Genomic DNA, 23,330 nt, shown 5'->3' with positions numbered 1-23,330 from the left:
TGGCCTATGGCTTCCGTGATGACCACTACTTCTTCTTGAAGATCCGGGCGGCCTTCCCCGGAAATCGGTGAAGAACCAAAAAAAATCCCCCGAGGCTGTTACTTGGGGGAGGTGCTGGTCTGTGGCCGGAGACGCTGAGTCCCGGCCACGAATTTTTTGAGGGGACACTCTTTTCTGTAGTTCCTTACATGCTGTGGTCAACGAGTCCATCGCGGTTGGTGATTCTCGCGCCATCGGTATAGACGTCGCGCCTATCCGAGACTTTCGCCCCGTCTGAATAGACGTCAAACTTTGTGGTCTTGCCCCCATCGGAATATGGGTCTCGCGGCCCCATCACGCTGGCGCCGTCGGTGTAGACATCCCGCGTCCCGATGCCGGCATAGGCGATTCCGGCACTAAGCGCCGCACCCGCCGCAGCGAGCAGTATGACTGTCTTTACCATTTTTCTTACCTCCATTTCAGGTCGTTGCAAAAACACCGAAACGATTCTTCTTTCGCTTCAGTTTGAGGGTCGCAACTTCGCACAAGTGCAATGAAATGTAGGCCTTGGCGGCAAGCATATGAATCGGGCTTTTTTCCGAAAAGAGGCTAGGGGATTGCCCTAGCCGGTGGGCAGGCAGATTCAGTCCTGCATTACTGCACGGTGGCGATCGAATCCATCCGGCAACTCTTACCGCGCAAGGGAGTTCTGGCGTAGATTCATAGTAGTGTTGTGGCACCATGGTTTTGCAGCGCTTCGCCTTGCATCGATTCGGTGCAGGCTCGTGATTTGCCGCAGGTGCATGGAACATTCACTTTCGCAAGAGTGTCGTCATTCCGTTTAACCACAGAAATGACTGGATGTGACAGTGTCGGTTCCCGGGGGTTTGAAGCGAACCATGTTTATTGTCCCGCGCAACTTAAGGCTCAGACTTTTCGTCCATACCGGACTTGTCGCTTTGGCGTATTTCGCAAGTGCAAAGCTGGGACTGGCTTATGCAGTAGTGGGCGGTGCGGTGTCTCTGGTGTGGCCTGCCAGCGGCGTGGCCCTGGTTGCGCTCCTTGTCATGGGTTTCGCAGCTGCCCCGGGAATTGCCATTGGCTCCTTTTTTGCCAATATGTCGGTCGGCGTGCCACTGCCAATGGCCGCGCTGATTGGCTTCGGCGCGACGGCTGCAGCCTTGACGGCCACGTTGCTGTTGACGCGCGTGGCCCGGTTCCGGATCACCCTCGACCGCGTCAGGGACGTATTGGCCTTCATCATCCTGGCCGCGACAGTCAGCACAGCAGTGAGTGCCCTGATTGGTGCGACTGCTCTCCTTGGCGGGGGCCGGGTGTCGGCTTCCGAGTACGGCAAAGCAGTCCTGGAATGGTGGCTCGGTGACATGATGGGGGTGCTGGTAGTGGCTCCGCCCCTGCTCAGCCTGCTTGCGAGTCCTGGCCCTGTGCACTCCACAAAGCAGGCCGTGGAAGCGTGCGGACTGACCGTTGCCATGCTCTGGGCAAGTTACCTCATCTTCGGCGCTCCCGAGCTTGCCGGGCACGGCTACTACCCTTCAGCCCTGGCGATTCTTCCGTTCATCATCTGGGCGGCTCTGCGTTTCGATCACCTTGGCACCACCTTCGCAACCTTGCTGGTCTCGATCGTTGCCATCTGGGGCACCACCAACGGCACCGGTCCCTTTGCCGCAGTGTCTCCAGTGGATAGCCTTGTGAGATGGTGCGCCTTCGCGAACGTCGTGGCAGTCACCGGGCTGCTGCTGGTGGCGGCACATGCCCAGGAGAAGCGCGTCCATAGCCTGCTGCAGGCATCCCACATCGAACTGGAGGGGCGCGTGCGGGAGCGAACCCGGGACCTGCAGCGGGCCAACCATGAACTGAAGCAGGAGATGGCGCGGCGTCGCCTGCTGGAAGCGGAGCTGATCCGGATCGGCGACCAGCAGCAGAGACTCATCGGCCGGGAGTTGCATGACGGCCTCGGGCAGCACCTCACCAGCCTGGGCTTCTACTGCACGAGCCTGAATCAAACGCTGCAGAAGCATGGCCACCCGGCTGCGGCGGACGCGGCTACCATCGTCGGACTGGTGAAGCAGGCGTCCTTGATGACTCGCAAGATTGCCCACGGCCTGGACCCGGTCGCCATGGAGTCCGGTGGCCTTGCGCTCGCCCTGCAGAGGCTGGCGCAGACGACCTGCGCGCTGGATGGCATTGACTGCACGCTGCGCATCGGGTCGGACGTGGACTTGCTCGATCCGCCGATGCAGATCAACCTTTATCGTGCGGCGCAGGAAGCCGTGAACAACGCGCTGAAATACAGCCAGGGACACCACATCGGGATCGACCTTGAGCGCGAAGGCGGGATGCAGCGGCTTTCCATCAGTGACGACGGGGTGGGGGTGGACCCGGAGCAAATGGAGCGTGCCTCGGGACTGGGACTTCACAACCTGCGTCACCGGGCGAGCCTCCTGGGCGGCTCCTGCACGATCACCCGCAATGCTCTGGGCGGCACCACGGTTGCCATCAGCTATCCGATACCAGAGAGTCCGGGCCATGCAACAGAAGCCATCTAGCCCGGGCCGCGCAACCCAGATCCTGATCGTGGATGACCACCCCATCATCCGCGAGGGGTTAAGCCAAATGCTGAATCTGCATGAGGACCTGCACGTCTGCTGTGCGGCCGGCAGTGCTGAAGAGGCTCTGGCGTTGATGGCCTGCCAGCCTGACGTGGCCGTTGTCGACCTCAGCCTGCACTCGAACTCCGGCCTGGATCTTGTCAGGATGCTGCGGCAACACTATCCAAGGCTGGCAATCCTTGTCCTCAGCATGCATGACGAAACGCTGTTTGCCGAACGCGCACTGCGCGCAGGCGCCAACGGGTATCTGATGAAACTCGAGGCCACGGAGCATATTGTGAATGCCATCCGCGAGGTGCTGGCAGGCAATGTCTACCTGAGCGCCGCCATGCATGACAAGCTGGCGCGGGCCCTGAAGGCTCCTCAAAGAAGCCGCGCGGGCTCGATCGCAAGCTTGTCGGAACGGGAGTTCGAAGTCCTGCACCTGATCGGGCTTGGCTTCAGCACCCGCCAGATCGCCGGGAAACTGAATCGCAGCGTCAAGACCATCGAGGCGCATCAGGCCAACATCAAGGAAAAGCTGGACATCCCCAACGGCAAGGAGTTGATGCGCTTCGCGATTCAGTGGATCGAGAGCCAATAGGGGTTGAGTTGCTTTCGCCTGCTTGAACGCTCGACTGCTCGCGGCCCTGGGCCGGACGGAAGCCTGGTAGCGCGTGTCAAGGGCGGGGAACGTCCCACATAAGCTGCGTTCAGATCTGAAGTGAAGATCGATTTAGCTGGCCCGGGCCCGCACCGCAGTCCGCTTCTGGTGCCGCAGCGAATCTCGTTAGTCTCTTTTTTCCCCCGAACGGGGCGTTCCGCCCATGGCGGAATTTGCATACACTCGCCCACTCCGTGGACCAACGGCCAGCACAGGCGGTCCATCGTGATCTGTGGGCCGTCGGTGGGGATTCCACAGGGGGCGGCGCGGGCCCGGGGTTTGGGCGCTTCTGTCCCTTTCCGGTCGTTCAACCGGTAGATTCGAATACACGCCTGGCGGCCCGGACGCCGAAAAACAACCTGCTGCGTTTACTTCCCAAACTCACTGAACCTGGCCGCCAGGAATTCCACGAACAGCCGGATCCGGGACGACAGCTGGTGCCGCTGCTGGTAGACGGCATAGATGTCCGCCTCGGGCGTCGCGTATTGCGGCAGTACCTGCACCAGGCGGCCACTGCGCAGGAACCGCTCGATGTCCCACTCGGCGCGCATCAGGATGCCGTGGCCTTGCAGCGCCCAGTTGACCGCGATCTCGCCGTCATTGGTGGTGAGGTTGCCGCGCACATGGACCGATTCGGTCCGCGCCTTGGTCCCTTTGCCCGAGGTCAGGCGCCACACGCCATAGGCGTCGCTGCCCTGGCGGATGCCGATGCAGTTGTGCTGGCGCAGGTCGGCGGGCGTGTGCGGGGTGCCGTGGCTGCGCAGGTACTTGGGCGAGGCGCACAGCAGGCGCCGGTTCGGCGCCAGCTTCCGGGCCACGATGCGGGCGTCGGGCGGCTGGCCGAAGCGGACGCAGACGTCGAAGGCATCTTCGGTCAGCGGCGGCGGGTCGGCGGACAGCTGGAGCTGGACATCGACCTCGGGGTAGGTGGCGACATACTCGGAAATCACCGGCGCCACATGCATGCGCCCGAACCCCAGCGTGGCATTGACCCGCAGCAGGCCGCTCGGCCGGCCCTTTGAGCGGGTCAGGATCTGGTCCAGGTCGTCGATCTCGCTGAGGATGCGCCGCGCGTGCTCCAGGTAGACCTCGCCCTCCGGCGTCAGGCTCATGCGCCGCGTGGTGCGCGTCACCAGCGGCATGCCGATGCGCGCTTCCATCTGCGCCAGCCGCTTGCTGACCGCGGCGGTAGTGATCCCAAGGTCGCGCGCGGCCGCGCTCAGGCTGCCTGCCGTGGCCACCGACGTGAAGAATCCCAGTTCTGACGGTTGGATGCCGGACGATAGCGCCATTCCATCTTTAATTTCAGGTTAACAATGGTTTAACTCTACAAGCGATCCAAAACCTTGTCCACGGCCCAGAATCCGCCCCATGCACTCAACTCGTACTTGAATCGATCTGGACCAGGAGACACGGATGAAGACGTACCGCATTGCAACGATCCCCGGCGATGGCATTGGCAAGGAGGTGGTGCCGGCCGGCCGTGAAGTGATGGAGGCGCTGGCGGCTGCCGGTGCTGACTTCCGCTTTGAGTTCGAAGACTTCGACTGGGGTGGCGACTACTATCGCCAGCACGGCGTGATGATGCCCGCCGACGGCCTGGATGCGCTGCGCGACAAGGATGCCATCCTGTTCGGCTCCGCCGGCGACCCGCATATTCTCGATCACATCACGCTCTGGGGCCTGCGCCTGAAGATCTGCCAGGGCTTCGACCAGTACGCCAACGTGCGCCCGACGCGCATCCTGCCCGGCATCGATGCGCCGCTCAAGCGCTGCGCCGCGGAAGACCTGAACTGGGTGATCGTGCGCGAGAACTCGGAAGGCGAGTATTCGGGCGTGGGCGGCCGCGTGCACCAGGGCCACCCGATCGAGGCGGCCACCGACGTCAGCATGATGACCCGCGTAGGGGTGGAGCGCATCCTGCGCTTTGCCTTCAAGCTGGCCCAGTCGCGTCCGCGCAAGCTGCTGACGGTGATCACCAAATCCAACGCGCAGCGTCACGCCATGGTGATGTGGGATGAGGTGGCCGTGCAGGTAGCCAGGGACTTCCCGGACGTTACCTGGGACAAGGAACTCGTCGATGCGGCCACGGCGCGCATGGTGAACCGTCCGGCCTCGCTGGACACCATCGTCGCCACCAACCTGCATGCCGACATCCTGAGCGACCTGGCGGCGGCGCTGGCTGGCAGCCTGGGCATCGCCCCGACCGGCAATATCGATCCGGAGCGCCGCTACCCGTCGATGTTCGAGCCCATCCACGGCTCGGCCTTCGACATCATGGGCAAGGGCCTGGCCAACCCGGTAGGCACCTTCTGGTCGGTGGTCATGCTGCTGGAACACCTGGGCGAAAACGAGGCGGCGCAGCGCGTGATGCAGGCCGTCGAAGCCGTCACCGCCAACCCCGCGCTGCACACCGGCGACCTGGGCGGCAAGGCGACTACCGCTGAAGTGACCAGGGCGGTGTGCGACCTGCTTGCCGCTGGCCAGCAAGCGAAGGCCGCCTGAGCGCAAGGGCCGTTTCGTGAGCCTGCAATTTTCCGAGCCCAACGTGTTGCTGCGGCGCATGTTCGATGCGGCGGTCGCAGCCGCCCAGCCGGCCAGGACCCTGGCGCGGCACCTGCCGCCGCCGCCGCGCGGACGCACCGTCGTCATTGGCGCGGGCAAGGCCTCGGCGGCGATGGCGAGCGCGCTGGAAGCGGCATGGCCCGGGCCGCTTGAAGGCCTGGTGGTTACCCGCTACGGCTATGCGGTGCCGTGCTCGCGCATCGAGATCGTGGAGGCCGCTCACCCCGTGCCGGACGATGCCGGGCTGGCCGCTTCGCAGCGCATGCTGGCGATGGTGGGGGGCCTGGCCGAGGACGACCTGGTGATCTGCCTGGTCTCCGGCGGCGGATCGTCGCTGCTGCCGCTGCCGCTTGCCGGCATCACGCTCGACGACAAGCAGCGCGTCAATCGCGCGCTGCTGAAGTCCGGCGCCACGATTTCGGAGATGAATTGCGTGCGCCGGCACCTGTCCGCCATCAAGGGCGGCCGGCTGGCAGCCGCGTGCTATCCGGCGCGCGTGCTGAACCTGCTGGTTTCCGATGTGCCGGGCGATGACCCCATCGATATCGCCTCTGGCCCGACCGTGCCTGACCCGACCACGCGCGCCGATGCGCTGGCCATCGTCAAGCAGTATGCGATCGACCTTCCGCCCAATGTGATGGCAGTGCTGGCGTCCGACGCGGCCGAGACGCTCAAGTCCGGCGACCCGCGCCTGCCGCGCATCCGCACCGAGTTCATCGCCACGCCCCGGCTGGCGCTGGAAGCGGCGGCGCAGGTGGGCCGCGACGCAGGCTTCGCCGTGCACGTGCTGGGCGACGCCATCGAAGGTGAGGCCCGCGATGTCGGCAAGGTCATGGGCGGTATCGCGCTGGCAGCCGCCAGGCATGGCCAGCTGTTTGCGGCACCGTGCGTGCTGCTGTCCGGCGGCGAGACCACGGTCACAGTGCGGGGCGCGGGCAGGGGCGGCAGGAACGTGGAGTTACTGCTGTCGCTGTCGCTGACGCTGCGCGGCGAACCCGGCATTCATGCGATTGCGGGCGACACCGACGGCGTCGACGGCCAGGAAGAGATCGCGGGTGCCGTGATCGGCCCCGACACGCTGGAACGTGCCTGGCGCGCCGGACTGCGTCCGCAGGATGCGCTGGCCGCCAACGACGGCCATGGATTTTTCGAGGCGCTGGGGGATGCCGTCATCACCGGCCCCACGCTGACCAACGTCAACGACTTTCGCGCGATCTTGCTGACGCGCGCCTCTGGAGCCTGCGGTGCTCTGCCATGAAGTGGTGGATGTGCTGGAGATGACCAACCTGGCCAGCCACACCGTGCTGAAGGAGCAGTTCGGCGTGGCCGGCAGCAGATCGTCATCTCGGCCGGCCTGCCGTTCACCGTGGCCGGCACCGCCAACCTGCTGCGCATCGCGCAGGTCCAGCAGGCAGACATCAGACAGGGGGGCCAAGGCGCTATCAAGCACTAATCAGCCGAAAACCGGCTGCAAACATAGAACATTCAGGAGACAAAGCATGCGTGGTACTGAACTCGTGCGTCGTATTTCCGGCGTGGCCGTGCTGGCAGCCGGCTTTATCCTCAGCGGCACTTGCCTGGCACAGGAATGGCCGGCCAAGCCGATCACCGTGGTGGTGCCGTTCCCGTCGGGCGGGACTACCGACGTGCTGGCCCGCGCGCTGGGCGACCAGTTGTCGAAGAGCCTGGGCCAGCCCGTGATCGTCGAGAACCGGCCCGGCGCCGGCGCCACCGTGGGCGCGGACTACGTCGCCAAGGGCAAGCCGGACGGCTACACCCTGCTGATGGGCGCGGTCCACCATACGATTGCTAGCAGCGTCTACAAGAAGCTGCCCTACAGCTTCCAGAAGGACCTGGCACCCATCGCCACGGTCGCCATGGTGCCCAACGTGCTGGTCATCAATGCCGCCAAGACGCCGGCGAAGGACGTCAGCGAACTGGTGGCCCTGGCGAAGAAGGCAGCGCCGGAGTTTGCCTATGGCTCCAATGGCAACGGCACCGCGCAGCACCTGATCGGCACCCAGTTCCAGGCCGCCACGGGTGCGCCGCTGCTGCACGTGCCCTACAAGGGCAGTGGCCCGCTGACCACCGATCTGCTCGGCGGACAGGTGACGATGTCGTTCGATACCCTGACGCCGGTGCTGCAGCACATCAAGTCGGGCAAGCTGCGCGCCCTGGCCGTGACCACCGCGCGGCGCTCCAGCGTCCTGCCTGATGTGCCGACGCTGGAAGAGGCGGGGCTGAAGGGCTTCGATATCGGCACCTGGTTCGGCGTGCTGGCGCCGGCCGCCACGCCAGCGCCCATCGTCACCCGGCTGAACGCCGAGATCGTCAAGATCGTGAAATCGCCGGACTTCCAGCAGCGCATGGTGGCGGTCGGGGCCGAGCCGATGGCGAGCACGCCGCAGGAGTTTGCCAAGCGGATCCAGGACGAGACGGTCAAGTTCGCCAGGCTGGTGAAGGACGGGAAGGTGACGATCGAGTAGGCGACCCGCCGTCATTCGGTTGCTTGCCTTGTCGCCTATATTGAACTCTGCCCGGCATCGCCTTATGCGTTGCACGGGCGGACTGCGGGTAACGGAGGGAGGGCGCCATGAAGATCGCGAGCATCGAAGCCATCGTCCTGCGCATTCCGTTCACGGTGGGCGGCGTCTCCGCCGCGGGCGTCTGGGGCGGCGCCGGGATGCAGGCCGCCGACTCGCTGCTGCTCAAGGTGACGACCGACGATGGGCTGGTTGGCTGGGGCGAGACCTTCGGCTTCGTGGGGATTCCGGCGGTCAAGGCGGCCATCGAACAGATGCTGGCGCCGGCCTGCCTCGGCCGGGACGCAACCCGGATCGATGCCATCGGCCTGGACCTGCAACGCAGGTTACATGTCTTCGGGCGCAGCGGGGCCATCTTCTACGGGCTGTCCGCGCTCGATATCGCCCTGTGGGACCTTTGCGGCAAAGCGGCCGGGCTGCCTGTTCACCAACTGCTCGGCGGCGCGCGCCGGGACCGCCTGCCTGCCTATGCCAGCCTGATCCGGTATGCCGATCCCGAAACGATGGCGGTCAATGTCAGCCGCGCCATCGCCGATGGCTACCGGAGCCTGAAGCTGCACGAGGTCGACCTCGCGGTCATTCGCGCCGCCCGCGAAGCAGCGGGCCCGGACATCGAGATCACGCTGGATACGAACTGCCCGTGGCCGCTCCATGAGGCCATCGACATGGCGCGCGCGCTGGAACCCTTGTCGCTACGGTGGCTGGAAGAGCCCCTGTGGCCGCCGGAGAACTATGCCGGACTGGCCGCCCTGCGCCAGCAGTGCGCCATCCCGGTCGCCGCCGGCGAGAATGCCACCACGCTGATGGAGTTCCAGCACCTGCTCAGCGTGGGCGCCGTCGATGTGGTGCAACCCAGCCCGGCCAAGATGGGTGGCATCAGCGCCTTGCGCAACGTCTTTGCGCTGGCCGAGGCGCACAACACGCAAGTGATGGTCCATACCTTCTATGACGGCCCGGGGCTGCTGGCCAGCATGCATGCCACGGCAGCGCTGGGGGATGCCGCGGCCATGATCGAATGGCGCTACTTCGACATGGAGGCGCAGGTGCTTGGCGATGCCGTGGTGCCGCGCGATGGCATGATCGCGGTACCCGCTGGCCCGGGCCTGGGCATCGACCCGGATCCGGAGGTCATTCGGCGATATCGCGTTGCGTGAGCATTATCCCGGCATCAGAAATCCACCTTCTCCCCCGGCTGCGGCACGATCACGCCTGCCGCGGCGCCAGCGCCCAGCGCCGCCTTGAACGCTTCCGGTGTCCCGCTCAACTGCGGCGAGGTCTGATAGTGGATCGGGATCGCAAAGCGCGGCCGGATCAGGTCGCGCACCGCGATGGCGGCTTCCTGCGGTCCCATGGTGAAATGGCCGCCAATGGGGATCAGCACGAGATCGGGTTTGTAGACCTCCCCGATCAGCCGCATGTCACCGAACAGTCCCGTATCGCCCATGTGCCAGATCTTGAAGCCGTTCTCCAGCTCGATGATGTAGCCGACGGGCTCACCGCCGTAGTGGGTTTCGTCCTTGCCGGTGGCGGGGTTCTTCAGCGCCAGTTCCGACGAGTGTTCGGCATGCACTGCGGTGATTCTGGGGCCGGTCGGGCCAAAGGGCATGACCGTGCCGCTCTTGCCGAAGCGCTGCGCCTGCGCGGCCGGGACCATGCCCAGGCTGACCAGGGCCTGGCCCAGGCCGCCGCCGTTGTAGATCGGCGCGTTGGTCAGCCTGGCCAGGGCGGGGGCATCGCCCAGGTGGTCGCTGTGGGCGTGCGTGACCAGAATCAGGTCGACCTTGCCCAGCGCCGAGAGCTGCTTGAAGCCTGGCGGCGTCTTGGGATTGGTGGTGAGCCATGGGTCGACCACGATGACCTTGCCGCCGGGCGTGGTGATGCGCGTGGCGGCCTGGCCCAGCCACAGCACTTCGGCCTTGCCGGCGGTGGGCTGGCCGGCCGGCATCGGGCGCCGGGCCTCCGCTGGCGGCGTGGGCGCCGCGCAGGCGCCGAGCAGGGCGATGACGGTGGCGAGGAGAACGGCGCGCAGTCTGGTCATGGTCTTTCTTCCCTGGATGAATTGGCCTGGCAACTTGCAGTACTAGCGGACAAACATGCCCAATCCTTCGTGGTCGTAATACTCCAGCCACACGCGGTCGCTGGAGAACGCCGCTTGCGAGATCGTGCCCGGCGTCGCGTTCTCGTTATTGAGCGTGAAGGTAAAGACGTCGCCGTCCCAGTGGCTCAGCGGCAAGGTGAGAGGGGTGGCGCCCAGCGTCATCACCAGCGTGCCGCCCTGGTCGGCCACCTGCAGCGGACCGTAGTAGTCGTTCTGGTAGGTGCCGGTGTAAGCCGAGAGTGCGCGCGCCGGCAGCGGGTTGGCCGGGGGTGTCTGGCCGACCAGCCGGCCTTCCGGTGCCAGCAGCGGCGCAAGCGCATCGCCGTAGATCCTGCCCCAGTCGCGCCGGATGGCGCCGTACTGCACGAGATCGAAGAATTGTGCGTTCAGGGTTTCCGGGACGCCGATGGGATAGCCGTTGGTCAACGTGACGATGGCCAGGTTCAGCGACGGCACCGCGGTAAAGTTGGTGGCCGCGCCCACCGCGAACGCGCCGGAGTGGTTATAGGAGGCCAGCCCGAGTTCGGTCGTGCCGACATTGAAGCCATAGCCGTAGTAGCCGGCCGGCCGTCCGCTGACGGGCGGGCTGCTTTGCATCTGCTGGCTCAGCGCGGGTGCCAGCGCGGCGGCGTCGACGATGCGCTGGCCTGCGAACTCGCCTTTGGCGAGCAGCATCGCCAGCCATTTCGCGATGTCGTTGACGGATGAGCTGACGCCCCCGGCGGGCGACTGCGCATCCGGCATCGTGCCCATGCCTTGCACCCAGGCGCCGTTGATCCTGACATGGCCGAGGGCGCGGTTGTCGCGCGCGGCAAAGTCGGCGTAGCGCGAACTGGTGCGCGCCATGCCCAGCGGTTGGTAGATGGCCTGCTCGGACAGCGTGGCCCAGTCGATGCCGGCCGCGGTGGCCACGGCCTCGGCGGCGGCGGTCATGCCAAAGTTGGTGTACGCATAGACCGCCCGGAACGGATGCAGCGGCAGGTAGCGCAGGCGCGTCAGCACCTGCTGGCGGTCGAAGCCCATGTCTTCAAGCCGGTCGCCGGCGTGGTCGGGCAGGCCGGAGCGATGGGCGTAGAGATCGCCAATGGTGACGGCTTCCGTGACTTCCGCTTCCGCGAGCGCGAACCACGGCAGGTGCGCGCGCACCGGCGTATCCCAACTGATGCCGCCGCGGCCGACCTGCCGGGCCACCACGGTTGCCCCGATGGGCTTTGACACCGACGCAAGCTGGAACACAGTGTCGGCATTGACCGGCGCGGGGTCGGTTACCAGCCTGCGGCCAAAGCCTTTGGCGTAAACGGTTTGATTGCCGCGCACCACGGCGACGGCCATGCCCGGCACGCCGGAACTGGCCATCAGGTCAGCGGCCAGCTTGTCGACCTGGGCGATGGCCTGGGTGATCTGGGATTCGGGAACCGGACCGGGCGGCTTGGGCGGATCGTCGTCATCCCCACCGCAGGCGGGCAGGGCAGGGACCAGCAGGCCGCCCAGCGCTGCTCCCAGGAAACGGCGACGCTCTTGCAGTTTGCCCACGGTGGTTCTCCGCAGTTCTTAGGTCAGGCGGGTCGGCCACGCCCTTGGATAGGAATACTGTAGGCGATGGGGGCGGGGAGTGGCGAATGCGAAACGTCTTATCGCCGCACGATGGCGGGGGCGAGAAACTGCAGGCCTCACCGAAGGGTTCGGTGAGCGGGGGTGACAACCCGAAAGAACCTCGGCAGATTCGATCTCATTCAATCAAGAGTCGCGCGGGCAACCATGTTTCCATGGCGGGCCGGGCGGGGCAGCTGCAAGGCTGGCCGGGTCTTCTTCTGCTGAGGTTCCCCGGTATGTCACCCCCGTTGTCAGGCCCGCCACCTTCTTCTCGTCTGGGCAGGCGGGCTCTCTCTGGCTAGTAGGAGATAAGCGCGATGCAAATGTCTACCCATCACCCTTCAGGACCCCGGCATATCGTGCCGGCCGGCACGATCGAGTCCTTTGAGCAAATCAGCGCCGGGCTGAGTGCCATCCTGTTGCTGGTTGAAATCGAGAGCGAGCGTTCGGAGGGTTGCCACAACGTGTATTCGCTGCTGGCAATGGTGAAGGCGCAGCTGGACCAGACGGCGGCAAAGCTGTGCGCGGATGAATGACGAGTCCGTCGCGGCAAAACAAAAAGCCCGCACGTTCGTGCGGGCTTTTCGCTTTGAAACCTTGGTGCCCAGGAGAGGACTCGAACCTCCACAGTGTTGCCACCGCTAGGACCTGAACCTAGTGCGTCTACCAATTCCGCCACCTGGGCAAGGTGAGCGCCGGATTTTACAGCGCGCTGCGGATTTTGCAAGTCCCTCGGCCGGCTTTGGCGCAAGAAATCCGGTTGAGCTGCGGTGGGCCGCTGCTGCTGGTCAATCGGTGGACACGTCAGCGTCGGAAGTGAGGATGTCAAACAGCGCCTTGGCCGCAGGCTGCAACGCCCGGTCGCGACGGCGTATCAGCGCCAGGACAAGGTCCGCGGCAGGCTCGGTCAGCGCGATGGCGCACAGGCGGGGATGATCGCGTGGCAGTGCCAGGCCCGGCAGCACGGCCATGCCGAGGCGGGCTTCCACCAGCGCCAGCACGCCAACCACGTGATTGGCTTCCCCAGCCGGCTGGCACGCGGCGAGACCTTCGATGTGGTGATCCTGGCGGACTCGGGTCTCGACAAGCTGATATCGGAGGGCAAGGTGGCAGCGGGCAGCCGGGTGCCAGCCGAACTGCAGCAGCGCGTCTTCTTCTCCGCCGGGATGGTGGCGGGCCACCAGAGCGCGGCGGCTTCGCGGTTTGTTCGGTTCCTGGCGTCCCCGGCGGCAGCCACGATCGTGCGAACGACCGGACCGGAGCCGGTTGCCACGCCGCTGCCGCCGCCGGCTCCGCTGGTTTTGGGGCAGCCGGAACAACGCTGAACCGATTCAATATCCGTTGGCGGCCGCAAAAAACAAAAAGCCCGCACTTTTGTGCGGGCTCTCTGCTTGAATCTCTGGTGCCCAGGAGAGGACTCGAACCTCCACAGTGTTGCCACCGCTAGGACCTGAACCTAGTGCGTCTACCAATTCCGCCACCTGGGCAAGGTGAGCGGCGCATTTTACCGAAGGTTCACAAATTTGCAAGCACCTCCGGCGGGCACACGCAGCATCGCTGGCCGGACTGCGTTACGGCGATCCGGATGTGCCACGGGCAATCAGAACGACGGCACCATCGCGCCCTTGTACTGGGCCTTCATGAACTGGCGCACGTCTTCAGACTGGTACGCTGCCACCAGCTTCTTGACCCACGGCTTGTCCTTGTCCTGCGTGCGCACGACGATGATGTTGGCGTACGGGCTGTGGATGTCTTCCAGTGCGATCGCGTCCTTGGTCGGCTGCAGGCCGGCCGCGAGCGCGTAGTTGGTGTTGATCACGGCGGCGCTGACATCGGGCAGGGCGCGGGCCAGCTGCGCTGCATCCAGTTCCACGAGCTTCAGCTTCTTCGGGTTCTCGGCCACGTCCAGCGGCGTGGCGTTGACACCGTTGGTGCCGGCGCCTGCCTTCAGCTTGATCACGCCTTGCGACTGGAGCAGCAGCAGGGCGCGGTTTTCATTGGACGGGTCGTTGGGCACGGCCACCTTGGCGCCTTGCGGCAGGTCCTTCGGCGACTTCAGGCTCTTCGCGTAGATGCCGAGCGGCGAGATATAGGTGTAGCCCACGCTCTGCATCTTGTAGCCGCGCTGCTTCACCTGGCTGTCCAGGTAGGGCTGGTGCTGGAAGCTGTTGGCGTCCAGGTCACCGGCATCCAGTGCGGCGTTGGGCTGCACGTAGTCGTTGAACTCGACGACCTTGACGTTCAGGCCATTGCGCTTGGCCACTTTCTGGACGACTTGCCAGACTTCGGCATCCGGGCCGCTGACCGTGCCGACGCGGATGGTCTGTTCCTGGGCCGACGCGCTGCCGGCGGCGAAAAAACCAAGGGCGGACACTGCGACCGCCAGGCGCTTGATGAGAGACGTGCTGCGCATAGGAGTTCTGGAGATATTCTGGTTATGTGGCGAGTGAGACAGTCGCCTGGGCAGGGATCGCCTGACCGGGGCAAGGGCCACAGATTAACGCAATTGCGTCAAGAAGGCGCGGCGGGAATGAATCTGGCGTCTATTTCTTTTTCATAAGCTTATGAATCCAAACAACGCCAGATGGCCGGCATTAAATGCTTCTATGCCAAGGCTCAGTCTGCAAAGACTTCGCGCAATGTCCGCAAGGTGTCTTCCACGATCCTGTCACTCAGGCCGCCGGCCCGCCTGACCAGCCGGGACTTGTCCACGATCCGGAGCTGGTCCAGCAGGATCAGGCCAGTCTTGCGCTGAAAAGTCACCGGGACGCGAAACGGTGCCGGCCTGCTGCCGGTAGTCATTGGCGCCACGGTGACGGTGCGCCACTGGCTCAGCCGGCCACCGCCCCATATCCCTGGCCCTTCCACTCGATAAAGCACAAGCCATGGCCGAACGGGTCCGACAGCCTTGCCTGCCGTCCCCAGTCAAAGTCCTGCGGCCAGTCCTCGATCTCGGCGCCGGCTTCCAGCGCGCGTTCGATGGCCTGTTCCAGGTTGGCCACGACGAAGTCGAGGTGGACCGGCGTCCAGTGGCGGCGGTAGTCGCGCCGGGTATCGGCGCGGGTGGTGGGGCGGGTGCCGGCGGGCTTGGCGAGCAGGTAGATGGGGGTGTTGCCGCCCAGCATTTCGGCAACGGTGCCGTCGAACAGCTTGCGGTTCAGCCTCAGGCCAAGCCCCTGCGCGTAGAAGTCGATGCCGCGCGGCAAATCGTCGACATCGATATTGATCAGCAACTCCATGACAGCCTCCTGGCGGCGTTCCGTGTGAAAGCGGCCGCATTGTGCGCCGGGTCTCCTGACAACTGCTGTCAGGAGTGATGTTTCAGCCGGCCAGCCAGGTGCCAGGAACGGCGCGCTAGCCGCGCAACAGCTCCCGCACCACCGGGCGCAGCGCGTCGCCGAGTGCCAGGTGCGCGTCGGCATCCAGGTGCACGCCGTCGACCTCGCTGCTCTGGATCACGGTGCCGGCGTCGAACAGCGGACAGCCCAGTTGCGTGCAGACCTCGGCCACGGCTTGCGGCAGGCCCGTCCACTTATGTTCGCCGCCAGCAAACTTGGGCGCCAGCGGCCCGCGCGGGGTGCGGATCGGGGGTGGGGTGACGACCAGCACCGGAGGCACCGGCATGCCCGGCTCGATCGGCGCGCTGCGGATCGCCTGCACCAGCGTGGCGATGCCCTGGGCGGCGTGCCAGGCGTTGTGCGGGTGCATCGACTGGAAATCGTTGTTGCCCAGCATCAGGACCACCAGCGCCAGCGGCGAGTGGATTTCAACGCGCTGCGCCAGCCCGTGCAGGCCGTTGCGGCCGGGTTTGAATGGGTCGTCCCAGACCGTGCGGCGGCCGTTCAGGCAGTCTTCGATGACGCGCACCGGGGCGCCGCCGCCGGCGTTCAGGCCCAGTTCCAGCCGGCCGGGCCAGCGCACCGGGAAGGGCAGGCGCCGGCGCGTGCCGGGCACGATGCCCCATGACAGCGAGTCGGCGTAGACAAGGATCTGCAGAGGATCGGTTTCGGCCAGCGGCGCGGCAGTCATGCGGGACTCCAGTTGGCGTGGATATTGGTCGATAAAGGGCAATGGTCCGTGTCAAGCCATGTTGCACCGCGCAGACAAAAAGGTCTCCCGAATACGCGGAGACTTCATAATATCGACTTACTGACGATCGGGAGAATGAAGTTGCGTTTCGAGCACTTGGTTGAGATCAACGATCCAGGCAATCCTCAACTGGATCCGCTGACGCCTGACCAGCTGTGGCAAGGGCTGGTGCTGCGCGCCGAGTCGCCCGAACTCTTCGTGCTGGGGCTGGACCGCGCCGAAGTAGTCGGCCGCGGCGACAACTGGATCGATCGCGTGCTGCATTTTGGCGAGGCGTCGATTCATGACCATGTGGTGTTCGAGCCGCGCCGGCAGGTGCGCTATGAAACCGCGGCCACGGCCGAGCATGCCGGCGGCACGCTGACCATGGCGATCGAGACCCCGGGCCCGGGCGCGCTGCTGCTGCGCTTTGTCTACAACACCACCATGCCGGCGGTCGACGCCAGCGGCGATGACCGCTATGCCGAGATCGTCAAGTCCGCCTACCACGAGGCCGATATCGACACCGTGCGCAAGATCCGCGAGATCGCTGACACCGGACGGCTGGGGTGAGCGAGGGTCCCGCCACGCCGGAGGGTTCCGGCCAGCGGCCGGGTCTGCCGACCCGGCTGGCGCTGCGTGTGCGCTACGGCGAGCGGCTGCGCTGGCTGGTGCTGGTGACGCTGATGCTGGGCACGATCTCGTCGATCGTCTCGTCCACCATCATCAACGTAGCGATTCCGGACCTGAGCCGGCATTTCGTGCTGGGGCAGGAGCGGGCGCAATGGGTGGCGGCCAGCTTCATGATTGCGATGACGCTGTCGATGCTGCTGACGCCCTGGCTGCTGAACCGCTACGGGCTGCGCCGCACCTTCCTGGGGGCCTCGCTGCTGCTGGGCGCGGGCGGGCTCTTTGGCGGCTTTTCACCGACCTACGGCGTGATGATCGCGATGCGCGTGGCCGAAGGCGTCGCCGCAGGCATTATGCAGCCGCTGCCCAATATCCTGATCCTGCGCGTGTTCGAAGAGCGCGAGCAGGGCAAGGCGATCAGCATGTTCGGCTTTGGCGTGGTACTGGCGCCGGCGCTGGGGCCCAGCCTGGGTGGCTTCCTGGTCGAGGCCTTCGGCTGGCGCTCGATCTTCTTCGTGGTGGTGCCGCTGACGCTGATCGGCGTGCTGATGGCGCGGCGCTTCATGGCGGTGGACTCGATCATGATGGGCGAGCGCCAGCCGCTGGACTGGCGCGGGCTGGGCCTGGCCGGTATTGCCACGGTAAGCCTGCTCAACGGCGTGGTCGAGATGCGCGACAGCGTGCCCGCGGGCCTGGCGCTGTCGGGCTTCGGCGTGCTGATGCTGGCGGCGTTCGTGCTGTGGCAGCTGCGCGCGGCGCATCCGCTGATGAACCTGCGGCTCTACAGCTACCGGCAGTTCGCGGCCGGGGCGGTGGTGGCCTTTATCTACGGCGCGGGGCTGTTCGGCTCGACCTACCTGCTGCCGGTCTATATGCAGATGGCGCTGGAATACACGCCGTCGCGCGCGGGCCTGGTGCTGTTCCCGGCGGGCGTGATGCTGGCGCTGACGATCGCCATATCGGGGCGCTTCACCCACAAGATCGCGCCGCATATCCAGGTGTCGTTCGGGCTGGCGCTGCTGTCGCTGTCGTTCCTGCTGATGGCGCTGGGCTCGCGCTCCACGCCATATCTGGTGCTGGTGGCGCTGGCGGTGCTGGGGCGGATCGGGCTGGGCTGCATCCTGCCGTCGCTGACGCTGGGGGCAATGCGGGGGGTGGACTTCACGCTGATCGCGCAGGGCTCGAGCTGCATCAACTTCCTGCGCCAGCTGGGCGGCGCCATCGGCGTGAGCCTGGCGGGCGTGGGCCTGCAATGGCGGCTGGCGGAGCACGGCGCGGTGCTGGGCCAGGCCGGCGACGCCGCCGTGCAGGCGGCGCGCATCCGTGCCTTCGATGAAACCTTCCTGGCCGTGGGCGTGGTGATTGCCAGTGCGATGATCGCGGCGTGGCGGATCCGGCCGCGGCCGGTGCCGGCGGCCTGAGGCCGCCGGGCCTGGCTGCGCCGGCTTAGCTGGCTGCGCCGCTGCGCAGTTCTTCCACCAGCGCGATGTACTGCTCCATCGCCTGTTCGCGTGCGGTGCCGCGCAGGGCTTCCCAGGCTTCAAACTTGTAGCGGCCGACAAAGTCGGTCATGCCGGGCTTGTCGCCGTGGGCATCGCCTTCGCTGCCTTGCTTGAACAGGGCGTACAGGCGCAGCAGGGACATGTTGCTGGGGCGCTCGCTCAGTTGCTTGACGTCGATCTGGGCCTGGTCGAAGCGTGCCTGCAGGTCGCTCATGGGGGTTCCTCCGTGTGTGCTGTCTGGATTGCGAAAGTGCAGGCCGATGATAGCCGCCCGGCGGCGCCGCGCCGTCCGTATAAAACCGAAGAAGCCCTCGATTCCGGGCGTCACCGGATACAATCGCGCCATGTCCTGGATTCTTGCTGTTGAAACTTCTACAGAGTGGTGCTCGGTCGCGCTCGGACGTGCGGTGCCGGGTGCCGGAGTCGAGTGCCTGGTGCGCCATGAGCACACTGGTGCACGCTCGTCGGCACGCGTGCTGCCGGCTGCCGGCGAGCTGCTGGCCGAAGCCGGCATTGCGCTGGCGGACTGCGCTGCGATTGCCTTTGGCGCCGGCCCGGGCTCGTTCACGGGCCTGCGCACCGCCTGCGGCGTGGCGCAGGGGCTGGCCTTCGGCGCCGGGCTGCCGGTGGTTCCGGTCAATACCCTGATGACGTGCGCCGAGCGCGCGCGCGCCGCTACTCCGGCGCTGCCGGACGACACCGCGGTGCTGGTGGCCCTGGACGCGCGCATGGATGAAGCCTATTCCGCTGCTTTCCGCTGGCATGCCAGCGCGCGGGAATGGGCGGAAGTCACGCCGATGCAGGTCAGCGCGCCGGAAACCGTGCCGCTGCCCGACGGCGATTTCTGGCTGGCCGGCAATGCCTCGACGGTTTTCGGCGAGCGGCTGGCGGGCCTGGCGCGTGCCGCGCGCGTGCTGCCGGAGGCGATGCCCCATGCGCAGCCGATGATCGCGATTGCACTGCGCGCACTGGCGCGCGGCGAGGCCATCGACGCCGACCAGGCCATGCCGATCTACCTGCGCGACAAGGTCGCGCAGACCATCGCCGAACGCGAAGCCGCCGCTGCCGCCCGTGCCGCGGCCCAGGCCGGGAGCGCATCGTGAGTGCAGCCTATCCGCTCGATCCCCGCAACCACTGGCCGGCCGTGCCCGCCATGCCGGTGCTGCCGGACGGCTGGGCGCTGGGCCGCATGAGCGCGCTCGACCTGGCGGCCGTGGCTGGCATCGAGGCGCGTGCCTACAGCCATCCGTGGACCCGCGGCAATTTCGAGAACTCGGTCAAGTCCGGGCATCTCGGCCTGACGCTGCGCGACCCGGCTGGCACGCTGGTGGCCTACGCCGTGCTGATGCCGGTGGTCGATGAAATGCACCTGCTCAATATCACCGTCGAGCCGCGGCGCCAGCGCCAGGGGCTGGGGCGGCTGATGCTGGCGGTGGTGCTGGCCACCTCGCACGCGCACCGCATCCATACCATGCTGCTGGAAGTGCGGCCGTCCAATACCGGGGCGATCGCGCTGTACCAGGCGGCGGGGTTTGCCGAGATCGGGCGCCGCAAGGGCTATTACCCGGCCCTGGGCAGCAAGCGCGAGGATGCGCTGGTGCTGCGCCGCAGCTGGCCGGCCGAGTCCGCCGCCAATGAAGGCACGGAGGGCAGGGCATGAGCCGCCGCGCACAGTTCCTGGAAGTCCTGGGCATCCCGACCGAATGGGTGCCGCGCGAGCGCGCGGATGCGCAGGCAGAGGCTGCGCCGGAGGTGGCCGTGGCGCAGGCAGCGATGCCTGTTGCCGAGGCGCCTGTGGCCGAGGTTGCCGCAGTGGTTGCCGCTCCGGCTGCGGAACCCGCCATGCCGGTGCCGGCGCCAGTGGCGCCGCCGGTCTCCCGGGCACCGGCGGCGCCTGCTCTGGTTCCGGCCGGCCCGGAACCCGGCTCGGCGCAAGCAGATCGCGAAGCCGCCATTGCCAGCATGGAATGGCCGGCGCTGGACGCCGCCGTGGCCGGCTGCACCGCGTGCGGCCTGTGCCAGCACCGCACCAATACCGTATTCGGCGTGGGCGACCGCCAGGCCGAATGGATGCTGGTGGGCGAAGCCCCCGGCGAGAACGAAGACCTGCAGGGCGAGCCCTTCGTGGGCCAGGCCGGCAAGCTGCTCGACAATATGCTCGGCGCGCTCGGGCTGGTGCGCGGGCGCAATGTGTTTATCGCCAACGTGCTCAAGTGCCGCCCGCCCGGTAACCGCAACCCGGAGCCCGAGGAGGTGGCGCAGTGCGAGCCGTTCCTGCGCCGCCAGATCGCGCTGGTGAAGCCCAGGGTGATCGTGGTGCTGGGCCGCTTTGCGGCGCAGTCGCTGCTGCGCAGCACCACGCCCATCGGCAAGCTGCGCGGCACCGTACATAGCTATGAAGGTATCCCCGTGGTGGTGACCTACCATCCGGCTTACCTGCTGCGCACCCTGACCGACAAGGCGCGCGCGTGGGAAGACCTGTGCCTGGCCAGGGAGGTCCATGACCGTGCGGGAGCTGGGGCCTGACCTCTCCTTGACCCGCGGCGGCGACGGCAACAGGCCGTCGGGCCCGCCGCTGTGGCGCCGCGCCGCGTCGGCGCGCACGCGCGACCTGGCCTGGACCACGCTCTCGCCGCCGCTGCTGGCGGCGGTGCCGGGCGCGGCCCCGGCGCGCTGGCCCGCCGGCACGCTGGCCGCCTGGCAGCACTGGCTGGAAGCCGCTGACCCCGCCACGCTGCCCGCCACCATCGACGAACTGGCCGACGGCCACGTCGCCCCTTCCGCCGACGATCCCGACCAGGATCCCGCCAGCCGCAGCCTGCGCCTGGGCCGCCATGCCGAGCGGCTGCTGCATTTTGCGCTGCGCCATATGCAGGGGCTGTCGCTGCTGGCCGCCAACGTGCCGGTGCGGTGCGCAGGACGGCAGGGTATCCGCACGCTGGGTGAGCTGGACTTTATCTGGCGCGAGCAGGCGTCGGGCGCGGTGGTCCACTGGGAGATGGCGGCCAAGTTCTACCTGATGGCGCCTGGCGACAGCCAGGTAGCGCGGGCGCAGGATTTCGTCGGCCCGAACCTGGTCGACCGCCTTGGCGACAAGCTGGGCCACATCGTGCACCGCCAGCTGCCGCTGGGCTGCACCGCGGAGGCACAGGCCCTGCTGGGACATACGGTGGACCGCAGCGAGGTCTACCTGCTGGGCTGGCTGTTCTATCACGATGGCCGGGTGCCGCCGGGGCTGGATGCGCTGGGCATCGCGCCAGACCATTTGCACGGCTGGTGGTCCACGCTCGATGACTGGGCCGCCCGCGCAGCCGCTCGGCCCGGCTTGCGCTGGTGCCGCCTGCCACGTACCGGCTGGCTGTCGGGCGCGCTGGTGCCCGAATCCGGCACGGAAGAAGCCGGCGCGCTGCGCGCGATGCTGGCGCAGCGCTTTGCCGACCCGCGCCATGACCACGGCTGGCGGCGCGAATCTCCGGTGATGCTGTGCGAACTGGAGCCGGCCGGGCCAGAGGCGCCAGGCTGGTGGCGCGAATGCTCGCGCGGGTTCGTGGTGCCGCCGGGGTGGGAAGAGCGGGCGCTGGCGCGGGCGGCGGAGCCGCCAAGACCGGGGCCGCAGGCCGCGCAGGACGCGGCCTGACCCTCGCTGCGCCGGCTAGTGGTGCTTGTCCTCGCCGATCATCGCCAGCGAGTTGAAGGTGCGCGCGTTGTACTTGTGCAGCTTGAGCACCAGCGCCATGGTCACGCAGATAAACAGGCCCAGTGCGACGATGACCACGCCGATCGGCACGTTCAGCTTGATCAGCAGCGCATACAGGCACAGCATCAGCAGCACCGAGACGTTCTCATTGAAGTTCTGCACCGCGATGGAGTGGCCGGCCGACAGCAGCACGTGCCCGCGGTGCTGCAGCAGCGCGTTCATCGGCACCACGAAGTAGCCAGACATGGCGCCCACCACCATCAGGAACACATAGGCAATGGCCATGTACAGCGGCATCTGCAGGCCCATCACGTCCAGCGTGACATTGGGCATTGCATCCTTGGTGTAGAACGCCATGATCATCACGGTGGCGCCCATTGCCACGCCAAAGGGCAGCACCGACAGTGACTTGCGCAGCGGGATGCGCGCCGCGGCCAGGATCGCGCCCACGGCCACGCCCACGGCCACCACGGCCTGCAGCAGCGCGCCCTGGGACAGGTTCAGGCCCAGCGATTTCTCGGCCCACTTCAGCACGATGAACTGCAGCGTGGCGCCCACGCCCCAGAACAGCGTGGTCACCGCCAGCGAGATCTGTCCCAGCTTGTCGCGCCACAGCGCCACGAAGCAGTCGCCGAACTCGGCGATCAGCCTGATCGGGTTCTTTTCCTGCGCCGGATAGCGGGCGCCGGTATCGGGGATGAACAGGTTGAAGATCGAGGCGACCACGTAGAACAGCATGATCACCACCATCGCGGCCTCGGCCGGGGTGTCGATGCCGGTGTTCAGGAACGGGACATCCAGCTGCAGCAGCATGCCTGACACGTGCACGGAAATCAGCGCGCCGCCGACCACGGTGCCCAGGATGATCGAGCCCACCGTCAGGCCTTCGATCCAGCCATTGGCCAGCACCAGTTTCTCCGGCGGCAGCAGCTCGGTCAGGATGCCGTACTTGGCCGGCGAGTACGCCGCCGCGCCGAATCCCACCACGCCATACGCCAGCAGCGGGTGCAGCCCGAACATCATGATGGCGCAGCCGACCACCTTGATGGCGTTGGTGATGAGCATCACCCGCCCCTTGGGCATGGAGTCGGCAAAGGCGCCGACGAAGGCGGCGAGAACGACGTAGGAAAGAACGAAGAACAGCTTGAGCAGCGGGGTCATCCACTGCGGGGAATGCAATTCGGTGAGAAGGGCGATGGCGGCGATCAGTAAGGCATTGTCGGCCAGCGAAGAAAAAAACTGCGCGGCCATGATGGTGTAAAAACCCTTCTTCATGCTGTCGACTTTTTCTCCATCGCGAGCTCCGCTCAGGTTGGCCAGGCTGGCGCCCACCGGGGAGGCCATGGTTTGCAGGGAACCTTGTGCCGCGGCCGTGTCGA

Annotated in this window: 24 protein-coding genes, 2 tRNA genes and 2 pseudogenes; 15 read left to right on the top strand and 13 right to left on the bottom strand. The window is 66.4% G+C overall.

The window, feature by feature from the left end; all coding sequences use genetic code 11:
• Positions 1–184: 184 nt before the first annotated feature.
• Positions 185–478: a hypothetical protein gene (locus AC1Q6V_RS21735; RefSeq protein ID WP_492316749.1), complete on the bottom strand. Its 294-nt coding sequence runs from the start codon at positions 476–478 to the stop codon at positions 185–187.
• Between the two features lie 400 nt (positions 479–878).
• Between AC1Q6V_RS21735 and AC1Q6V_RS21730 the strand changes: the two genes are divergently transcribed.
• On the top strand, positions 879–2,549 hold the full coding sequence (locus AC1Q6V_RS21730) for an MASE1 domain-containing protein (RefSeq protein ID WP_010810609.1): 1,671 nt from the start codon (positions 879–881) through the stop codon (positions 2,547–2,549).
• The gene (locus AC1Q6V_RS21725; RefSeq protein WP_081050274.1) at positions 2,530–3,195 is read left to right on the top strand and encodes a response regulator; all 666 of its coding nucleotides are present in this window, start codon (positions 2,530–2,532) and stop codon (positions 3,193–3,195) included. The genes AC1Q6V_RS21730 and AC1Q6V_RS21725 overlap by 20 nt, the downstream gene beginning before the upstream one ends.
• Positions 3,196–3,623: 428 nt before the next feature.
• On the opposite strand, the gene AC1Q6V_RS21720 is transcribed toward AC1Q6V_RS21725, so the two are convergent.
• The gene (locus AC1Q6V_RS21720) at positions 3,624–4,547 is read right to left on the bottom strand and encodes a LysR family transcriptional regulator (protein ID WP_010810611.1); all 924 of its coding nucleotides are present in this window, start codon (positions 4,545–4,547) and stop codon (positions 3,624–3,626) included.
• Between the two features lie 124 nt (positions 4,548–4,671).
• On the opposite strand from AC1Q6V_RS21720, the gene AC1Q6V_RS21715 reads away from it, so the two are divergent.
• The 5 genes and pseudogenes from AC1Q6V_RS21715 (at position 4,672) to AC1Q6V_RS21695 (ending at position 9,517) form a co-directional block, all read left to right on the top strand.
• Entirely contained in the window at positions 4,672–5,760 is a 1,089-nt protein-coding gene (locus AC1Q6V_RS21715) for a tartrate dehydrogenase (RefSeq protein WP_454750724.1), read from the top strand.
• A 58-nt stretch (positions 5,761–5,818) separates the two neighbouring features.
• On the top strand, positions 5,819–7,078 hold the full coding sequence (locus AC1Q6V_RS21710) for a glycerate kinase type-2 family protein (protein ID WP_439669037.1): 1,260 nt from the start codon (positions 5,819–5,821) through the stop codon (positions 7,076–7,078).
• Positions 7,062–7,273 (top strand): annotated as a pseudogene (locus tag AC1Q6V_RS21705) (hypothetical protein); the annotation flags it as partial. The gene AC1Q6V_RS21710 and the pseudogene AC1Q6V_RS21705, both read left to right, overlap by 17 nt.
• A gap of 46 nt (positions 7,274–7,319) precedes the next feature.
• Entirely contained in the window at positions 7,320–8,306 is a 987-nt protein-coding gene (locus tag AC1Q6V_RS21700; RefSeq protein ID WP_011615511.1) for a tripartite tricarboxylate transporter substrate binding protein, read from the top strand.
• A 107-nt stretch (positions 8,307–8,413) separates the two neighbouring features.
• A complete protein-coding gene (locus AC1Q6V_RS21695) occupies positions 8,414–9,517 on the top strand; it encodes a mandelate racemase/muconate lactonizing enzyme family protein (RefSeq protein WP_454750725.1) in 1,104 nt (367 codons plus the stop codon).
• A gap of 14 nt (positions 9,518–9,531) precedes the next feature.
• On the opposite strand, the gene AC1Q6V_RS21690 is transcribed toward AC1Q6V_RS21695, so the two are convergent.
• Positions 9,532–10,401, bottom strand: a complete 870-nt coding sequence (locus AC1Q6V_RS21690; protein ID WP_010810615.1) for a metal-dependent hydrolase — start codon at positions 10,399–10,401, stop codon at positions 9,532–9,534.
• Between the two features lie 42 nt (positions 10,402–10,443).
• On the bottom strand, positions 10,444–11,994 hold the full coding sequence (locus AC1Q6V_RS21685) for a serine hydrolase (protein WP_454750726.1): 1,551 nt from the start codon (positions 11,992–11,994) through the stop codon (positions 10,444–10,446).
• Positions 11,995–12,371: 377 nt separating this feature from the next.
• Here AC1Q6V_RS21685 and AC1Q6V_RS21680 point away from each other — a divergent pair, with 377 nt between their 5' ends.
• A complete protein-coding gene (locus tag AC1Q6V_RS21680) occupies positions 12,372–12,590 on the top strand; it encodes a DUF1484 family protein (protein ID WP_037024065.1) in 219 nt (72 codons plus the stop codon).
• Between the two features lie 62 nt (positions 12,591–12,652).
• Here AC1Q6V_RS21680 and AC1Q6V_RS21675 read toward each other — a convergent pair.
• Together AC1Q6V_RS21675 and AC1Q6V_RS21670 are read right to left on the bottom strand one after the other, a co-directional pair.
• Positions 12,653–12,739 (bottom strand) — tRNA-Leu (locus tag AC1Q6V_RS21675).
• Between the two features lie 103 nt (positions 12,740–12,842).
• Positions 12,843–13,043 carry a LysR substrate-binding domain-containing protein gene (locus AC1Q6V_RS21670; RefSeq protein WP_492300325.1) on the bottom strand — a complete coding sequence of 67 codons (201 nt, stop codon included), beginning with the start codon at positions 13,041–13,043 and terminating at the stop codon, positions 12,843–12,845.
• A 33-nt stretch (positions 13,044–13,076) separates the two neighbouring features.
• On the opposite strand from AC1Q6V_RS21670, the pseudogene AC1Q6V_RS21665 reads away from it, so the two are divergent.
• Positions 13,077–13,379, top strand: a pseudogene (locus AC1Q6V_RS21665) (substrate-binding domain-containing protein); the annotation flags it as partial.
• A 75-nt stretch (positions 13,380–13,454) separates the two neighbouring features.
• Here AC1Q6V_RS21665 and AC1Q6V_RS21660 read toward each other — a convergent pair.
• The 5 genes from AC1Q6V_RS21660 to AC1Q6V_RS21640 form a co-directional block, all read right to left on the bottom strand.
• A tRNA-Leu gene (locus AC1Q6V_RS21660) sits at positions 13,455–13,541 on the bottom strand.
• 113 nt (positions 13,542–13,654) lie between these two features.
• Positions 13,655–14,467, bottom strand: a complete 813-nt coding sequence (locus AC1Q6V_RS21655) for a MetQ/NlpA family ABC transporter substrate-binding protein (RefSeq protein ID WP_010810620.1) — start codon at positions 14,465–14,467, stop codon at positions 13,655–13,657.
• A 203-nt stretch (positions 14,468–14,670) separates the two neighbouring features.
• The gene (locus tag AC1Q6V_RS21650) at positions 14,671–14,934 is read right to left on the bottom strand and encodes a type II toxin-antitoxin system PemK/MazF family toxin (protein ID WP_058697975.1); all 264 of its coding nucleotides are present in this window, start codon (positions 14,932–14,934) and stop codon (positions 14,671–14,673) included.
• A complete protein-coding gene (locus AC1Q6V_RS21645) occupies positions 14,886–15,293 on the bottom strand; it encodes a VOC family protein (protein WP_010810622.1) in 408 nt (135 codons plus the stop codon). The genes AC1Q6V_RS21650 and AC1Q6V_RS21645 overlap by 49 nt, the downstream gene beginning before the upstream one ends.
• A 115-nt stretch (positions 15,294–15,408) precedes the next feature.
• Positions 15,409–16,083, bottom strand: a complete 675-nt coding sequence (locus AC1Q6V_RS21640) for an SGNH/GDSL hydrolase family protein (protein WP_010810623.1) — start codon at positions 16,081–16,083, stop codon at positions 15,409–15,411.
• Positions 16,084–16,218: 135 nt separating this feature from the next.
• Here AC1Q6V_RS21640 and AC1Q6V_RS21635 point away from each other — a divergent pair, with 135 nt between their 5' ends.
• Together AC1Q6V_RS21635 and AC1Q6V_RS21630 are read left to right on the top strand one after the other, a co-directional pair.
• A complete protein-coding gene (locus tag AC1Q6V_RS21635) occupies positions 16,219–16,695 on the top strand; it encodes an SRPBCC family protein (RefSeq protein ID WP_010810624.1) in 477 nt (158 codons plus the stop codon).
• A complete protein-coding gene (locus AC1Q6V_RS21630) occupies positions 16,692–18,173 on the top strand; it encodes a DHA2 family efflux MFS transporter permease subunit (protein WP_010810625.1) in 1,482 nt (493 codons plus the stop codon). Before AC1Q6V_RS21635 ends, AC1Q6V_RS21630 begins: the two co-directional genes overlap by 4 nt.
• A 25-nt stretch (positions 18,174–18,198) precedes the next feature.
• On the opposite strand, the gene AC1Q6V_RS21625 is transcribed toward AC1Q6V_RS21630, so the two are convergent.
• Complete coding sequence (locus AC1Q6V_RS21625) at positions 18,199–18,468, bottom strand: acyl-CoA-binding protein (protein WP_011615505.1); 270 nt, start codon at positions 18,466–18,468, stop codon at positions 18,199–18,201.
• 130 nt (positions 18,469–18,598) lie between these two features.
• On the opposite strand from AC1Q6V_RS21625, the gene tsaB reads away from it, so the two are divergent.
• The 4 genes from tsaB to AC1Q6V_RS21605 are packed head-to-tail and all read left to right on the top strand — an operon-like array spanning position 18,599 to position 21,891.
• Positions 18,599–19,357 (top strand): tRNA (adenosine(37)-N6)-threonylcarbamoyltransferase complex dimerization subunit type 1 TsaB, encoded by a 759-nt coding sequence (gene tsaB / locus AC1Q6V_RS21620; protein WP_058697977.1) that lies wholly within the window; start codon positions 18,599–18,601, stop codon positions 19,355–19,357.
• Complete coding sequence (gene rimI, locus AC1Q6V_RS21615) at positions 19,354–19,914, top strand: ribosomal protein S18-alanine N-acetyltransferase (protein WP_010810628.1); 561 nt, start codon at positions 19,354–19,356, stop codon at positions 19,912–19,914. Before tsaB ends, rimI begins: the two co-directional genes overlap by 4 nt.
• Positions 19,911–20,780, top strand: a complete 870-nt coding sequence (locus AC1Q6V_RS21610) for a uracil-DNA glycosylase (protein ID WP_454749070.1) — start codon at positions 19,911–19,913, stop codon at positions 20,778–20,780. Before rimI ends, AC1Q6V_RS21610 begins: the two co-directional genes overlap by 4 nt.
• Positions 20,755–21,891 (top strand): DUF1853 family protein, encoded by a 1,137-nt coding sequence (locus tag AC1Q6V_RS21605; protein ID WP_011615501.1) that lies wholly within the window; start codon positions 20,755–20,757, stop codon positions 21,889–21,891. Before AC1Q6V_RS21610 ends, AC1Q6V_RS21605 begins: the two co-directional genes overlap by 26 nt.
• Positions 21,892–21,906: 15 nt before the next feature.
• Here the strand turns inward: AC1Q6V_RS21605 and lplT are convergent, their stop codons facing one another.
• Entirely contained in the window at positions 21,907–23,226 is a 1,320-nt protein-coding gene (gene lplT, locus AC1Q6V_RS21600; protein ID WP_010810631.1) for a lysophospholipid transporter LplT, read from the bottom strand.
• Between the last annotated feature and the right edge of the window lie 104 nt (positions 23,227–23,330).

Source organism: Cupriavidus sp. GW823-FHT07B10 (assembly GCF_058794355.1).
The sequence above is the reverse complement of the archived record's forward strand: the minus strand, read 5'-3'. Positions and strand labels throughout refer to the sequence as shown.

Bases quoted from the DNA above. Each gene is read 5' to 3' on its own strand.
- AC1Q6V_RS21610 (WP_454749070.1), top strand. From the start codon at position 19,911: ATGAGCCGCCGCGCACAGTTCCTGGAAGTCCTGGGCATCCCGACCGAA.
- AC1Q6V_RS21700 (WP_011615511.1), top strand. From the start codon at position 7,320: ATGCGTGGTACTGAACTCGTGCGTCGTATTTCCGGCGTGGCCGTGCTG.
- AC1Q6V_RS21655 (WP_010810620.1), bottom strand. From the start codon at position 14,467: ATGCGCAGCACGTCTCTCATCAAGCGCCTGGCGGTCGCAGTGTCCGCC.
- lplT (WP_010810631.1), bottom strand. From the start codon at position 23,226: ATGAAGAAGGGTTTTTACACCATCATGGCCGCGCAGTTTTTTTCTTCG.
- AC1Q6V_RS21625 (WP_011615505.1), bottom strand. From the start codon at position 18,468: ATGAGCGACCTGCAGGCACGCTTCGACCAGGCCCAGATCGACGTCAAG.
- AC1Q6V_RS21730 (WP_010810609.1), top strand. From the start codon at position 879: ATGTTTATTGTCCCGCGCAACTTAAGGCTCAGACTTTTCGTCCATACC.
- tsaB (WP_058697977.1), top strand. From the start codon at position 18,599: ATGTCCTGGATTCTTGCTGTTGAAACTTCTACAGAGTGGTGCTCGGTC.
- AC1Q6V_RS21715 (WP_454750724.1), top strand. From the start codon at position 4,672: ATGAAGACGTACCGCATTGCAACGATCCCCGGCGATGGCATTGGCAAG.
- AC1Q6V_RS21640 (WP_010810623.1), bottom strand. From the start codon at position 16,083: ATGACTGCCGCGCCGCTGGCCGAAACCGATCCTCTGCAGATCCTTGTC.
- AC1Q6V_RS21725 (WP_081050274.1), top strand. From the start codon at position 2,530: ATGCAACAGAAGCCATCTAGCCCGGGCCGCGCAACCCAGATCCTGATC.
- AC1Q6V_RS21690 (WP_010810615.1), bottom strand. From the start codon at position 10,401: ATGACCAGACTGCGCGCCGTTCTCCTCGCCACCGTCATCGCCCTGCTC.
- AC1Q6V_RS21695 (WP_454750725.1), top strand. From the start codon at position 8,414: ATGAAGATCGCGAGCATCGAAGCCATCGTCCTGCGCATTCCGTTCACG.
- AC1Q6V_RS21605 (WP_011615501.1), top strand. From the start codon at position 20,755: ATGACCGTGCGGGAGCTGGGGCCTGACCTCTCCTTGACCCGCGGCGGC.
- AC1Q6V_RS21680 (WP_037024065.1), top strand. From the start codon at position 12,372: ATGCAAATGTCTACCCATCACCCTTCAGGACCCCGGCATATCGTGCCG.
- AC1Q6V_RS21720 (WP_010810611.1), bottom strand. From the start codon at position 4,547: ATGGCGCTATCGTCCGGCATCCAACCGTCAGAACTGGGATTCTTCACG.
- AC1Q6V_RS21645 (WP_010810622.1), bottom strand. From the start codon at position 15,293: ATGGAGTTGCTGATCAATATCGATGTCGACGATTTGCCGCGCGGCATC.
- AC1Q6V_RS21635 (WP_010810624.1), top strand. From the start codon at position 16,219: ATGAAGTTGCGTTTCGAGCACTTGGTTGAGATCAACGATCCAGGCAAT.
- AC1Q6V_RS21710 (WP_439669037.1), top strand. From the start codon at position 5,819: ATGTTCGATGCGGCGGTCGCAGCCGCCCAGCCGGCCAGGACCCTGGCG.